Below are 14156 nucleotides of genomic sequence, written 5' to 3' on the forward strand. Positions count from 1 at the left end.
ATTCTCCTTTTCCTAAGTAAATCTTCACATTTATATTACATGTGTCCTTTTTCTTTCAAGCTTACAAAGCTGCTATCACCGATAATTAGATGATCTAACACGTCTATTCCGACAATCTCACCTGCTTGAAGCAGTCTCTGAGTCAAGGAGATATCCTCCGGACTAGGCGTTGGATCACCACTAGGATGATTATGTGCGCATATGATAGAGGCACTGCTACATTTTATAGCTGCTCGGAATACCTCGCGAGGATGAACAATCGAAGCGTTAAGACTGCCCATAGACAACGTTTCTTGTCCAATCACGTGATTCTTCGTATTCAGAAACAGGCAGACAAAATGCTCCTTCTGCAAATAACGCAACTGCTCGGTCAGAATCTCTGCAGCGTCCTGAGGACAACGGATAATGACCGGCATGTTAAACCTGGAGTTCGCAAGGCGCCTTCCAAGCTCGATGCCTGCTTTTAGTTGTACGGCCTTGGCAGGGCCAATACCTTTGATTTCGGTCAGTTCTTCGATGCTAAGGTCAACCAGCCCACGCAGGCCACCGATCTTCCCTAGCATCTGCTGAGCAATATGAATAGCCGATTCACGGCGTGTTCCCGTACGCAGCAGAATGGCTAACAACTCCGCTTGACTTAATGATTCCGCCCCATAATGCATCATGCGCTCTCTTGGTCGTTCTTCATGGGGGAGGTCCCGCAGCATTACTGATTGCGACTCCATCCCTATCCCTCTTTCCCAAGCTTCCTACCGGTTCAATACAGCTATACCGAACTCGGACAGCATTTCGCCAAGAAGCGACAGCGGCAATCCGACAACATTGAAATAACAGCCTTCAATTCGTTCCACCAAGGTCGAGCCAAGCCCCTGTATCGCATAAGAGCCAGCCTTGTCAGCGGGCTCTCCCGTAGCTATATAAGCAACAATTTCATCTTCAGTCATTGCTCTCATCGTTACGGAAGTAACACGGTGCTCCACTATAGTCTTTCCATGCGGAAGTCCGATACAGGCTACACCCGTGTATACCTTATGATTCCGGCCCTGAAGTCTGGTAAGCATCGATTTGCTGTCCAGCTCGTCCACCGGTTTGCCTAGCACAGTGTTATCTAGCACAACAATCGTATCACTACCAACGATTACTGCGTTACGCTCTCCTGCTGCAGCTACAACGGCCTCTGCTTTACGCAAAGCCAGACTGCGCACGATTTGCTCCGGCGTAAAGTCAGGTGGTGTGCTTTCGTCAGCTTCGCTGGTAATAACCTCAAAAGGCAAGCCCAGTAAAGACAAAAGCTCTCGTCGACGCGGTGAACCTGAGGCTAAAATAATGAGTTGTGAGTTGTCCACGTTGTAAACGTCCCTTCTTGATCAGTAACGAGAGTTACACTCTTCGGTACAGCCATACCGCTGTAATAATACCGATGAGACTTAGCATGCACAATTTCAAATGAATAGTGATGTCATAGGTTATGATGTCCAAATCGGCTCGCGGAGACCACTTAAGCACAGTCGATGTTGTTAGAAAAGAAAGAGCCTTTACCGGCTGCAGTAGCTTGGCGATCCAGGCTCCAGCCAGCCAACCTAGAATTAGAAATAACAGCAGTGTTCCTACATTTTTCTTCTTCATCTCAGTCTTCCCTCGCCATTTTTTGACACCCTAATTATTATACGGTGAAATTGTGATCAATACAAACGTAAAATCCCTTACGGTAATGTTTACCACCATTTGCCCTAAAAGTTGCGGAGGGATACCACCCTCTGTATCCATTTCAGTTTATGTTATATATCGGAATATAGCGAAGTTCCCATCCTATCGCGCCAAAACAGCAAGCCCCAACATCCAGAGGCTTGCTGTTTTTAAAGTCACCCGTTTATTCGTTAATTCATTGCAGACAGTAACTGTTTCTGACTAGTCAAAAAGCTTAGCATCGATTCTTGTACTTCCCAAAGTAGCCCCTGCGCCTTGTTCTTGTTATATTCACTTAATGCTGATATCCCTTGGCTCATTGATTTCTCTAGCGCTGCGCAGATGCTTTTCGCTTCGGGAGACACGCTTTGCTCCAGCACTTTGACGGCTTCACTCCACTGCAGATGCAGATCACTCACAACGGATGTATTTGCTGCCGTACTCGTTTGACCAGCGCTTAATAAAGAAGCAGATTGAGTGCTTAGTTCGCTGAGCAGCTGCCCGCTTACAGAGAAATAGTTCTTCACTTCTTCTGCTTTACCGGAATAGACAAGCTGGTCTGCCCCCGGAAGTGCCACCTCTCTCACATATAGCTCAATCCCCTGATTCTGCAGACCGCTGCTTAGCAGCTTGGCCTGTTCACGGTCCGATGACATTCCGGCATAAACACGATTGCCGTCAGCAGGGTCCATACCCGCAGCCAATCCTGCGTTTAACAGCTCCTGACGGGCCTGCTCGGCACCTGCGGGCGTACTGAATACTCCGTACTGTAACAGATAATAGCTTTGTGCTGCGACTTGAACAGGGATGCTGTTCTTCCCTGCATTCTCAGTTCCTGTAACCGGCAATCCCGATGTGCCTACACCTGCCGGATCTTTAGCTCCACTGGACTGCACTGAAGTAGCCACCATGTCTGCTGTCCCATTTCCAGAGCTACTGTCCATATTCCCTCCGTAAAAAAAAGAAAGTGCAGCATATCCAAGCAGCACCCCTGTGCCGATGGCTCCCGTAACAGAAAGAGCTAGCTTCCACCAATAAGAGGGACGCCGGGTATGGTAAGATCCTCCGTAGTTGCCAGTGGATACATGCTCTAATTCATCTCTGCTATCCGAAACCATATCTGAAAGAAGATACGATGGTTGTGTATATCTAAAATCTTTATCCTGTTCGTCCCATTCTTCCTGACGCGGATCTACAGTGCCCGAGTAATAGTCGTAGGAATCTTCCGGCGGTGCCTCACGCGTAGAACGAAAATCAGGCTCATAAATCCATGTCTGCTGCGCTGGGCCAACCTCTTGACGCAGCCCCTCAGCATACTCTTCAGCTGTGCCCAGTCCGCCATTTGACCAGCGCTCCACCACCTTAGGCTTTGGTTTAGGCTCGTCCTTGTTCACGTCAAATCGGAATGTCATTCTTCCGTTATTCAACAGTTACACCTCACCTCATCTAATCTATAAATAATATATGATAGACAATAGAGAGATATGCTATTTTTAAGCGCTAGGAATTATGAAAGATTATGCAGATTCAGTTTACATTACATGTAACTTTTATATACTATATAAAAAGAGCTGAAATTGTACACTATACTAGGTAAACTAGAAATAGTGCTTTAGTTCACTACTGATTAGGAGGGCTTCTTCTGAAACAAAAAATTCAAGCAGCTATTGTAGGCTACGGAAATTTAGGAAAAGGTGTACGTAAGGCTATCAACCAAAGTGAAGATATCGAGCTAGTTGCGATCTTTACGCGCAGAGAACCTGGACAACTGGAAGCCGGAGAAACCGGTGTGAAGTTCGAGCACATCTCTGCCGTCGAACAATATAAGGGAAAAGTGGATGTTATGATTCTATGCGGAGGATCGGCTACAGATCTGCCAGAACAAACACCAGCCATTGCCCGGATGTTTAATACCGTGGACAGCTTTGATACTCATGCCAAAATCCCCGAGTTCTACGAGACCGTTGATGCCGCAGCTAAACAAGGTGGAACACTCAGCGTAATTTCTACCGGCTGGGATCCAGGCTTATTCTCAATGAATCGCCTGCTTGCTGAAGCCATTCTTCCGCAAGGTAAAGAATATACCTTCTGGGGCAAAGGCGTTAGCCAAGGTCACTCCGATGCGATCCGCAGAGTGGATGGAGTGAAAGCCGGTGTACAATATACTGTTCCAGTACAAGAGGTTATTGATGCCATTCGCGCTGGCGAAACACCAGAGCTTACCACTCGCCAGAAGCACCTCAGAGAGTGTTTTGTTGTTGCTGAGGCAGGTGCAGATCAAGAACGCATTCGCGAGGAAATCGTGAATATGCCGAACTATTTTGCAGATTATGATACTACGGTTACTTTCATCACTGATGAAGAATTGGCAGCTCAGCATAGCGGAATTCCGCACGGCGGGTTTGTTATTCGCAGCGGTGTAACAGGGGAAGGCACAAAGCAGATTATTGAATTCGGCCTGAAGCTGGAGAGCAATCCAGAATTTACAGCTAGTGTTCTCGTAGCCTATGCCAGAGCCGCTCAGCGCATGAGTCAAGAAGGACAAAGCGGAGCGCGTACAGTATTCGATATTCCACTTGGAATGCTGTCTCCTAAATCTCCGGAAGAATTGCGCCGCAACCTGCTGTAAAATCATACAAGAATATAAAAAACCGCGTTGGATCCTAAAACGTCCGCGCGGTTTTTTTATATACTGCAGGCACACCCTTCTCGGGCAAACCTTCTATACAAGACTAAGAATCTTATTCTTCACATAATTCACTTCGTAATCCTTCAACAATGTGCGATGCGCCCGATCAGCAATAATCGTTGCCATCTCGGGATTCTTTAACAACGTTATTACACTAGCTACAACATCAACTGAGCTGTTAGCAAGCAAAATATTACGGTTATGCTCACAGTTCAATCGTTCACATACCATAGAGCTAGTAACAACTGGCGTTTTGAGTGCCCATGATTCCAGAATGTTTCTGGAGACCTCACAGCCTTCAAGGATAGGCACTAGAACCGCTTTAGCTCGACGAATATAATCCGCTGACGGTTTCAAAGGTCCAGTGATAACTACTGATACATCTTCTTTTATAAGCGTCAACACTTCCGAATGAACCTCATGACTAGTTATGTAACACTTGATATCAGGCACTTGTTCCTTAATCAATGGGTAGCTTTTCTTAAAGAAGTTTTGAGCGGCTTTAATTCCCTGTCTGGTGTTCATATTCCAGTGCAGAACTATTGAATTTTCTTTTGCAACAGGCTCAGTAAAAGCGTCGTACTCGTTCATTTTTATGAAATGAGGAACAACATGAACCTTACGAGCATCCGCAAAGGATAAGGATTTGAATTTAAGGGCATCCCATTCCGAGGTTGCCAGGAGTACCCCTGTTTTATTCATTAGTCTCCGTTTATGCCGCCGAATCAAAGCTTCATTTAGTTTATGGTAAGGATTACCGCTGTTCGGCCTTCCGATTTCTTTTCCAACGGCAACGCCGCTCTCAAAACGATACGTATCTGTAATAACACTTGCCTCAGGTAGCAGATTCCGAACCATATCTATACAATTCCCAAGCAAGCTATGCGATATAAATACATGTCTATAATTATTCGATCTGCAAAGCTCCATGATGGTGCTCTTCATGTCTTTATCTGCATGACTCCGATTAGTGAAATTCCGTAATATATGTAAGGGACGCAGCATGGATTTCCATGAGGTAATGCACCCGTTAATGTAATGAACCTTTAGTGAAGTTCCATCATTTGTAGACATTTCCTTGTGCGTACTGGAATACGTCAGCAAATCGATATCAAATTTCCCAAGCAAAATCTCGAGAATACTCCCTGTTCTCATTTCTCCTTCTAGATCCTCTGCGCTTTGATTCTGAGCTGATAGGAACAGCATTTTTTCTCGCATGACTCTGGCTCCTTGTATTTTTGTATTAAACCCTCTCCACTTTCCACTGCAACTTTAGATGCAGTTCAATAGTAACTCATTTCATATAAAATATTTGTCGATTTATAGGGGAAGCTTTAAATTTATTATATATTTTCATCCTTTATTCGAAATTCATTGCGATAAACCTTTATAAATCGCCATTTTTTTGATAATCCAACCCAAAAATCTCTTTTTTCCAGAGATTCATGAACATGAATTCTCTAAACATAATTGTCATAGTCGTTAGGTATAATGAACCATTCCTTATGCAACAAAAAAAAGTGTCTTCCTCGTCTAATGACGAAAGAAAAACACTTTTATATTTCGTAGCTTCTAACGACGCAGTTCCTGCCCTTTTTCTTAGCCTGATATAATGCGTTATCACAAAGTTTGTAGAGATTGTTCAGAGAAAAACGCTCGCCTGATTCTATCGTAATGACCCCAATACTTATCGTGTAATGCAGCGGAACACCATGAATCACTGAGCCTAAAACGGCTGTGCGCATTCCTTCAGCAATAACATCACTATTTTTCTCATCAGCTCTGTGCAGAAGTACTGCGAACTCTTCTCCCCCAAATCTACCGATCAAATCACCATTGCCAAGCTGTTGCTCGATTTTAGACGCCAGATCAGTTAGTACTTGGTCTCCCATATTATGACCGTAAGTATCATTTATGCTCTTAAAGTGATCCACATCCAGCAGTAAAAAAGAATAGGGCAGCTTCTTCATCGCTGAAGCAGCTATTAAAGGCCGAGCACGCAGAACGAACGACCTGCGGTTCAAAATACCTGTCAACTCATCATAAGTTGCAACCCGCTCCATTTCTGCAAAGGAATCCTCTCTATAAAGCAGCATAATTCCAGCGGTTCCTAAAAACATATACAAATAAATACCGAGATAAAAAATCAAATAAAGGAATTGTGTCACTTGCGTATTGAATCCTAACACGGAACACAGCGGTTCCAAAGCTCTCCCTGCCAACGATAAGATAACAATAAAATATAGCTGTCCCATTATCATTTGTAGCGAGGTCTCCATAACCTTCAAACATAAAACATAAGCAGGGTAGGCGATAATCAGAACTCCCGCAAGGCAAGCAACGGCAATAACGAGTGAATCCTCTTGCTTAAACAAATACATCAGCACCACAACGATAATCGATACTCCGAATAATATAGAATAATATTTCTCAACCTTATTCCCGAATACTCTGAGAAGCATCAGAAGCGCCAAGCTTTCGAGCGTACCGCCAGCCAAAGCAAGAAGTACTATGATCGGTAGACTAAGTGACGAATCTATATAATCCTTCAGCAATAAAAGGATCAAGACTGCTAGTTGCAAATATTTTGCTGTGATAAACAATGAATACGTCTGTTCCTGTGCGTAACGTAAACGATATACCACGATAAGCAGCACCGTGAACGATTGCCATAGAAAGAGACATATCAGCAGTGTCTGGAGATCCAGATGCATATGAGTGAAGTTCACCTCCCCAACTATTCCTGACTCTTAGTATACATATCGGTATCTGATGATTCTATTTCTTCCCTCTTGTTTGGCCTGATATAACGCCTTGTCGCTTAGCTTGTACAACTTATTTATCGAGATCTCCTGATCTGGCATGATCGTAATTACACCTATACTAACTGTGTACCCCTGGGGAATCTTATGAGTGGAAGCATTCATTACCGCCTCGCGAAGTGTCTCAGCTTTCTGGTCACAGCTTTGTTCATCTATTCCACAGAGTATGACTGCGAATTCCTCGCCCCCTAGTCTGCCAAACAAATCACCATTTCCGAGATGATCTTTAATCGTCGATGCGAATTCTTCCAGAACTATATCACCCGTATCATGACCGTAAGTATCGTTGACCTCTTTAAAATGATCCAAATCCAATAGCAAAAATGAGAAGTAATCCTGCTCTCGAAATGCCTTTTCAAGCTTTATCTCCGCTTCCTGAAGAAATGCTCCACGGTTTAGGATCCCCGTCAAATCATCGTAACTGGCTATTCTTTTTAGTTTGACATAAGAATGTTCATTAGAGAGTAGAATAAAACCGGCCGCCCCCACAATAAATAATAAATACATTCCCAGATAATACAAATACTGCGTAAGATTTGTTGAGAACACATTCATCTCAGGCTCCCAAATCAGTGCAACAAATGCCCGCATGAGCATAATCACTGCAATTACATAAAATAACACACCCAATATTTTTTGAAGAGGGGTAGCCTTTTTATTTACAGTTAGATGATAAGCCGGATAGATTACAAACAATATAGACCAAAGTGATGTACAGGCGATGCGCAGGTTGGAATGATTAAAAAATAATGCGATGATACTAAAACTGATTGCACTCCATACCGAAAGGATGATGTAATATCGCTTTATTCTTGGTCCCAGTACTCCCATCATCAGCAGTAAGGCTGTAATTTCTAGACAGCACCCGCCAAGAATCAGAGCATTGCTAAGTGGAATGGACAACGTATGAGGGAGGTAATCCCACAGTAATATCGAACACCAAAAGAGCAGCTGTACCCCTTTTGATCGGATGAACATTGTCGAGGCGGTATCTTTAACAGCGGTACTTCGATAATTGGTTATTAGCAGCAACATAAATAAGTTACCAAAAATAAACAAATAAATTAGTGTTCTAATTTCAATCAGGGAGCTCATACGTCACCACCTATGTGAAAATATCCCCACAACTTGAGTCTTTGCTTCTATGCGTACTCAGGTACTTTGTGGGAGCCCCAAATATACGTTAAAAAATCGATCCTCTTCTGACAGCACTATAGCACTTTATAACTATATCAGTAAATACGCTAACAATACCAAAAAAACACTTCCCCCTAAGCTCCCTTCAGATAAACAAATAGATGATCTGAAGGAAATTTGGGGGAAGTGCTATTGAAGAGAGAATTTGAATATCCTCGTATTAGCTACGATCTGTAATATTAATGCTTCTTCAAACCGTCTGCCAGTGCGTATCCAACCTTCCAGATATCGCCTGCACCCATCGTAATCACCAGATCACCTGAAGCAATACGAGGTGTCAGATCAGCAAGAACATCTTCTTTGGTTGGTAGATGTCTTGCGCCTGCATTACTGTTCTTAACGATAAGCTCAACCAGCTTTGCAGAAGTAACACCCTCGATCTGTTTCTCTCCAGCCGGAGAGTAAATATCGGTGATGATGACTTCATCAGCTTCACTAAAGGCACGGCTGAAAGCATCTAACAGAAAGAAAGTACGTGTATAACGTTGAGGCTGGAATACCGCAATAATCCGTTTTCCTGTAGCCTTGGCAGCACTGATTGTTGCTTGAATTTCGGTAGGGTGATGCGCATAATCATCAATGACCAGAATGTCATCAACTTCTCCGAGCACTTGAAAACGGCGCTTCGCACCATGGAATTTCACAATCGCTTCAGCGATTTTCTCAAAGGAGATTCCTGATTTCAAACAAGCGATTACCGCTGCCATTGAATTATAAAGATTGTACTGTCCGGGAACTGAGAGTTCAATCCGTCCAAGCACTTCCCCATTATGATTCATCGTGTAAGACACCTGACGATCACCTAGAACGATATCAGTGGCGATATAATCCGCAGTATTTGACTTGATGCCATAAGTAATTACCTTACCTGTTACTTCAGGTAAAAGAGAAATCACATTCTCGTCATCAGCGCATACTATAGCCGTTCCATCTTCGCGCGTTTGATTCATAAACTGCACGTATGCAGCCTTAAGACGGTTAAAGTCCCCATCGTAATTTTCCAAGTGATCCGCTTCCACATTCGTAACAATCCCAAGCCAAGGATGATAGTGCAGGAAAGAACCATCACTCTCATCTGCTTCCGCTACTACAAACTCACCTTGTCCTGCCTTTGCATTCGTACCCACGTTCATAATCTCTCCGCCAATAATGTACGTTGGATCAACGTCACATTCTTCCATCACGAGTGCGATCATGGAGGAGGTGGTAGTTTTTCCGTGTGCTCCAGCAACGGCTACCCCTTTACGTTCATTCAATAAACGGGCTAACATTTGTGAACGATGTAGAATTGGAATCTTAAGACGTTCAGCTTCCACCCATTCCACATTATCACTAGACAAAGCCGTAGAGTATACGACTAGATCCGCACCTTTTACTTGTTCCGCAGTATGCCCGATATAAATCTTGGCACCTTTGGCAATCAATTTATCCGTTAATTCTTGGGCAGCCACATCGGAGCCCGTAACTGTATATCCCATTTCCAGCATTACCCGGGCAATCGCGCTCATTCCGTAGCCGCCGATCCCTATAAAATGCACCCGTTCAGTAGTATCCAACAGTCGTCACCAGCCTTTTTCAGTATCGGGTTGCTGCAAAAGTGTACCGCGTACGTCAGAGATTAAATACAGCGTACCAGATACGACGGCAAGGTCATCCTCCGCTGTAATCGACTTCAGTAGCTGCAGCGCTTTTCCCCAATTATGTTCTACTATGATTGCCAAGTTTTCCTTGGCATATTTCTCCCGCAGACTTTCTGCGATAACTTGCAGATTCTCCGCGTCCATTTTGTTCTGGAAATCCGGTTCGGTCAGGATGAGCGTATCCACTATAGGCAGTATATGCTTAAAGTAGGATTCATGATGCTTATTTGACAGCATTCCCATAAGTAAATTTAATTTACCGTATTGATAGAGCTGAGGCAGACTTTTTGCAAGACTCTCCGCACCTTCCGGATTATGTGCTCCGTCCAGTACAATCCTAGGAGACTTGCTTACCTCTTCCAGCCTTCCAGCCCAGAATGCGTGTCGCAAACCTTCAAGAACATCTTCATCCTCAAGCATAAAAGCCATATACTGGCGCAGAACTTCAAGTACCATCATGGCAGCCGCCGCATTGCTAATCTGGTGCTCGCCTTTCATCTCAATCCCAAGCTCAAGCGAACGGAAGGGACCCTTAAAATGAAAAGTCTGGGCTCCCTCACGGATTCCACTAGCTTCATAACTAAAATCTTCTCCTGCAAGATAAAGAGTTGAGCGGCAAGCCGCTGCTTTCTCTTTCAGAACCGCCACAACCTCCGGCTGAGTTACGCAGCTAACAGCAGGTACGCCTGTCTTGATAATTCCGGCTTTCTCCATCGCTATCTTCTCTAGCGTATCTCCCAAAATATCCATGTGATCATGACCAACATTAGTAATCACAGAAACAATCGGAGTCACGATATTCGTTACATCCAGCCTTCCCCCAAGCCCGGTCTCCCATACGACAACATCAGGACAAGAGACGCCCGCAAAAAATAGAATGGCTACAGCTGTAGTTACCTCGAACATCGTAGGTGAGCCAAACTCCGTTTCCGAAATTTCTTGGACTAGCGGACGTAATTGGTTAACCAGCTCGACAAGCGTTTCTTCAGCGATGTCCGTATTATTGTATTGGAACCTGTTCGTGAACTTAGTAATATACGGAGACGTAAAGGTTCCTACAGAATAGCCGCTTTGTATAAGTGCACTAGTTAAGAAAGCACAAGTTGAGCCTTTGCCGTTCGTTCCCGCCACATGAATAAATTTCAGCCGACGATGCGGATTTCCCAGCTTGTCCATCAACATCTCAATTCTATCTAAACCTGGCCGGATTCCAAAAGGAATTAGGCTCTTGATCCAATCAACCGCTTCGGTGTATGTCGCAAGAGGGGCGGTACTTCCGCCCCGATTTAGGTCATCCATGTCTCTTATCCTCTCAGCTCTGCGATGCGGGCAAGTACTTTCTCACGTTTAGCAGAATAATCTGCCTGCTTCGCCCGTTCCTCTTCGATAACTTTAGCAGGAGCTTTAGCTACGAAGCCTTGATTGCTCAACTTTTTCTCTACGCGTTCTACTTCGCTGTTTAGCGTCTGTACTTCTTTTTCCAGACGAGCGATTTCTTGTTCAATGTCAATGAGGCCCGACAATGGCAGAAGCAGTTCTGCTCCTGTTACTACAGCGGACATTACCTTATCCGGCGTTTGCGGATTCAGGCCAGCTTCGAAAGAAGACGTATTACAGAAGCGTCCAATATAGTTGTCGTTACGGGTAATAATACTCAGCGTTTCTTCATTACCCGCTTTGATGATCAATTCAACCTTTTTGCTCATCGGTACATTCACTTCCGCACGGATATTACGAACCGCCCGGATTACATCCATCAACAGGTTCATTTCTGCTACCGCTTGTGGGTTCTCCAGAGCAGCATCATACTCCGGCCATGCAGCAAGGGTAATCGTCTCTCCTTCATGCGGCAAGTGCTGCCAGATTTCTTCCGAAATAAACGGCATGAACGGATGAATCAGGCGCATTGTGCGGTCTAATACATAAGCAAGTACAGACTGTGTCTTAGCTTTGGCAGCGGCATCTGATCCGTAAAGCGACAGCTTCGCGAACTCAATATACCAGTCACAGAGATCGTCCCAAATGAAGTTGTACAGCTGGCGACCGGTCTCACCGAACTCGTACGAGTCAATTAGACGCGTAATTTCGCGAGAAGTTTCGTTCAGACGGTGCAGAATCCAACGATCAGCAGTACTTAGCTCACCAGAAATATCAATATTCTCAAAGCTTACGCCTTCCAAATTCATGAGCGCGAAGCGTGATGCATTCCAGATCTTATTGGCGAAATTACGCGCCTGTTCAACCTTTTCCCAGCGGAAACGCAGATCCTGTCCGGCGGTACTGCCGGTAGAAATCATGTAGCGCATTGCATCTGCGCCATACTTCTCGATAACTTCAAGCGGATCTACGCCGTTTCCGAGAGATTTGGACATTTTTTGGCCTTCGGAATCCCGTACCAAACCGTGCATCAATACATCAGAGAACGGTTTTTCTCCGGTAAATTCGAGGGCTGAGAAGATCATCCGCGCTACCCAGAAATAAATAATATCGTAACCTGTTACGAGCACATCGTTCGGATAGTAGCGTTTGAAATCTGCGCTGTTCTCATCCGGCCATCCTAGTGTCGCAAAAGGCCACAGATTAGAGCTGAACCAAGTATCCAATACATCCTCGTCCTGTTTCAGATCGGTCAGACCGCTGATCCGGCGTGCTTCTTCCTCGTCATTTGCCACAACCAGTTCACCAGTAGACTCGGAATACCATGCTGGAATTCGATGTCCCCACCACAGCTGACGGGAAATACACCAATCGCGAACGTTCTCGATCCAATTCAGGTAAGTTCTCTCGAAACGGTCCGGTACAAAGTTAACCCCGTTCCCATCCTTCTGTGCGTTGATCGCAGCTTCAGCCAGTGGCTGCATCTTCACGAACCATTGTGTGGACAAGTAGGGTTCAACAACGGCTCCAGAGCGTTCACTGTGTCCTACTTGATGCACATGATCTTCGATATTGATCAGCACACCTTGCTCCTTCAGGTCAGCAGTAATGGCCTTACGACATACACTCCGGTCTTGACCTTGATAAGGTCCTGCTTCTTCATTCATCGTACCGCTCTCATCCATTACGTTAATCTGCGGTAAGTTGTGACGTTGCCCCATCTCGAAGTCATTCGGGTCATGAGCTGGTGTAATCTTAACCGCACCACTACCAAACTCTTTGTCTACATAATCATCAGCGATAATCGGAATCTCACGGCCAATAATCGGCAGGATCAACGTTTTGCCGATCAGATCTTTATACCGATCGTCTTCCGGATGAACAGCAACCGCCGTATCGCCCAGCATCGTCTCCGGACGTGTAGTCGCTACTGTAATAAATCCACTACCGTCTTTGAGCGGGTAACGCAGGTGATACAAGTGACCGTTAACTTCTTTATATTCAACCTCGATATCCGACAATGCTGTGCGAGCCGCCGGGTCCCAGTTGATGATACGTTTCCCACGGTAGATCAAGCCTTTATTGTAAAGCTTAACGAATACCTCACGTACAGCCTTCGACAACCCTTCATCCAAGGTAAAGCGTTCGCGGGAATAGTCAAGGGAAAGCCCCATCTTAGCCCACTGCTCATGAATGGTGTTCGCATATTTATCTTTCCAATCCCATACCTGCTCCAGGAACTTCTCGCGTCCGAGATCATGTCTTGAGATTCCTTGCTCACGCAGCTTTTGCTCTACCTTTGTTTGCGTTGCGATACCGGCATGGTCCGTACCCGGTAGCCAAAGCGTATCGAAGCCCTGCATCCGTTTCGTACGAATCAAGATGTCCTGAAGCGTAAAATCAAGCGCATGGCCAATGTGCAGCATTCCCGTTACGTTTGGTGGCGGGATTACAATGCTATATGCTTTTGCATCTGGACGTCCGCCTGCACGGAAATATCCACCCTCTGTCCAGTAGGAATACCACTTGGTTTCTGCCGATTTCGGATCATACGTTGTTGGCATTTCATTCTTAGTGTCGTTTGCAGCGGCAGCATCTGCCGCTGTATCTTGCAGGTCCGGCAACTCTGCCGCTGTTAGATTGTTTTGGTCAGCCATTCTCTGATACCTCCACTTGGTTACTTGTAGTTTCTTGTAAAAATATAAGAACGATATACAGAGTGAAACTTATACATTCTTATATTTA

General features: G+C 44.9%; 11 protein-coding genes. 1 reads left to right on the top strand and 10 read right to left on the bottom strand.

What is annotated here, in order from left to right; all coding sequences use genetic code 11:
• Nucleotides 1–35: 35 nt before the first annotated feature.
• From radC to R50345_RS23605, 4 genes are all read right to left on the bottom strand, one after another.
• Nucleotides 36–725 carry a RadC family protein gene (gene radC / locus R50345_RS23590; protein ID WP_042130581.1) on the bottom strand — a complete coding sequence of 230 codons (690 nt, stop codon included), beginning with the start codon at nucleotides 723–725 and terminating at the stop codon, nucleotides 36–38.
• A 24-nt stretch (nucleotides 726–749) separates the two neighbouring features.
• Nucleotides 750–1346 (bottom strand): Maf family protein, encoded by a 597-nt coding sequence (locus tag R50345_RS23595; RefSeq protein ID WP_042130583.1) that lies wholly within the window; start codon nucleotides 1344–1346, stop codon nucleotides 750–752.
• Nucleotides 1347–1380: 34 nt separating this feature from the next.
• Nucleotides 1381–1626 carry a DUF4321 domain-containing protein gene (locus R50345_RS23600; protein ID WP_042130585.1) on the bottom strand — a complete coding sequence of 82 codons (246 nt, stop codon included), beginning with the start codon at nucleotides 1624–1626 and terminating at the stop codon, nucleotides 1381–1383.
• Between the two features lie 251 nt (nucleotides 1627–1877).
• Nucleotides 1878–3098 carry an SPOR domain-containing protein gene (locus tag R50345_RS23605; protein ID WP_197069711.1) on the bottom strand — a complete coding sequence of 407 codons (1221 nt, stop codon included), beginning with the start codon at nucleotides 3096–3098 and terminating at the stop codon, nucleotides 1878–1880.
• A 230-nt stretch (nucleotides 3099–3328) separates the two neighbouring features.
• On the opposite strand from R50345_RS23605, the gene R50345_RS23610 reads away from it, so the two are divergent.
• A complete protein-coding gene (locus R50345_RS23610) occupies nucleotides 3329–4315 on the top strand; it encodes a diaminopimelate dehydrogenase (RefSeq protein WP_042130586.1) in 987 nt (328 codons plus the stop codon).
• A 93-nt stretch (nucleotides 4316–4408) separates the two neighbouring features.
• On the opposite strand, the gene R50345_RS23615 is transcribed toward R50345_RS23610, so the two are convergent.
• The 6 genes from R50345_RS23615 to R50345_RS23640 all read right to left on the bottom strand — a co-directional run bounded on the left by R50345_RS23615 (nucleotide 4409) and on the right by R50345_RS23640 (nucleotide 13975).
• Complete coding sequence (locus R50345_RS23615; protein WP_042130587.1) at nucleotides 4409–5593, bottom strand: glycosyltransferase; 1185 nt, start codon at nucleotides 5591–5593, stop codon at nucleotides 4409–4411.
• A 338-nt stretch (nucleotides 5594–5931) separates the two neighbouring features.
• Nucleotides 5932–7089 carry a GGDEF domain-containing protein gene (locus tag R50345_RS23620; RefSeq protein ID WP_042130590.1) on the bottom strand — a complete coding sequence of 386 codons (1158 nt, stop codon included), beginning with the start codon at nucleotides 7087–7089 and terminating at the stop codon, nucleotides 5932–5934.
• A 36-nt stretch (nucleotides 7090–7125) separates the two neighbouring features.
• Nucleotides 7126–8292, bottom strand: coding sequence for a GGDEF domain-containing protein (locus tag R50345_RS23625; RefSeq protein ID WP_042130592.1), 1167 nt, complete (start codon nucleotides 8290–8292; stop codon nucleotides 7126–7128).
• A gap of 281 nt (nucleotides 8293–8573) precedes the next feature.
• On the bottom strand, nucleotides 8574–9950 hold the full coding sequence (gene murC, locus R50345_RS23630) for a UDP-N-acetylmuramate--L-alanine ligase (protein WP_042130593.1): 1377 nt from the start codon (nucleotides 9948–9950) through the stop codon (nucleotides 8574–8576).
• Between the two features lie 6 nt (nucleotides 9951–9956).
• Complete coding sequence (locus R50345_RS23635; protein WP_042130595.1) at nucleotides 9957–11333, bottom strand: bifunctional folylpolyglutamate synthase/dihydrofolate synthase; 1377 nt, start codon at nucleotides 11331–11333, stop codon at nucleotides 9957–9959.
• A gap of 5 nt (nucleotides 11334–11338) precedes the next feature.
• Nucleotides 11339–13975, bottom strand: a complete 2637-nt coding sequence (locus tag R50345_RS23640; RefSeq protein ID WP_042132415.1) for a valine--tRNA ligase — start codon at nucleotides 13973–13975, stop codon at nucleotides 11339–11341.
• Between the last annotated feature and the right edge of the window lie 181 nt (nucleotides 13976–14156).

Source organism: Paenibacillus sp. FSL R5-0345 (genome assembly GCF_000758585.1).
Classification (GTDB): Bacteria; Bacillota; Bacilli; order Paenibacillales; family Paenibacillaceae; genus Paenibacillus_AQ.

Coding starts and splice junctions, on each gene's coding strand:
- radC (WP_042130581.1), bottom strand. CDS start 725: ATGGAGTCGCAATCAGTAATGCTGCGGGACCTCCCCCATGAAGAACGA.
- R50345_RS23600 (WP_042130585.1), bottom strand. CDS start 1,626: ATGAAGAAGAAAAATGTAGGAACACTGCTGTTATTTCTAATTCTAGGT.
- R50345_RS23605 (WP_197069711.1), bottom strand. CDS start 3,098: ATGACATTCCGATTTGACGTGAACAAGGACGAGCCTAAACCAAAGCCT.
- R50345_RS23615 (WP_042130587.1), bottom strand. CDS start 5,593: ATGCGAGAAAAAATGCTGTTCCTATCAGCTCAGAATCAAAGCGCAGAG.
- R50345_RS23620 (WP_042130590.1), bottom strand. CDS start 7,089: ATGCATCTGGATCTCCAGACACTGCTGATATGTCTCTTTCTATGGCAA.
- R50345_RS23625 (WP_042130592.1), bottom strand. CDS start 8,292: ATGAGCTCCCTGATTGAAATTAGAACACTAATTTATTTGTTTATTTTT.
- R50345_RS23635 (WP_042130595.1), bottom strand. CDS start 11,333: ATGGATGACCTAAATCGGGGCGGAAGTACCGCCCCTCTTGCGACATAC.
- R50345_RS23640 (WP_042132415.1), bottom strand. CDS start 13,975: ATGCCAACAACGTATGATCCGAAATCGGCAGAAACCAAGTGGTATTCC.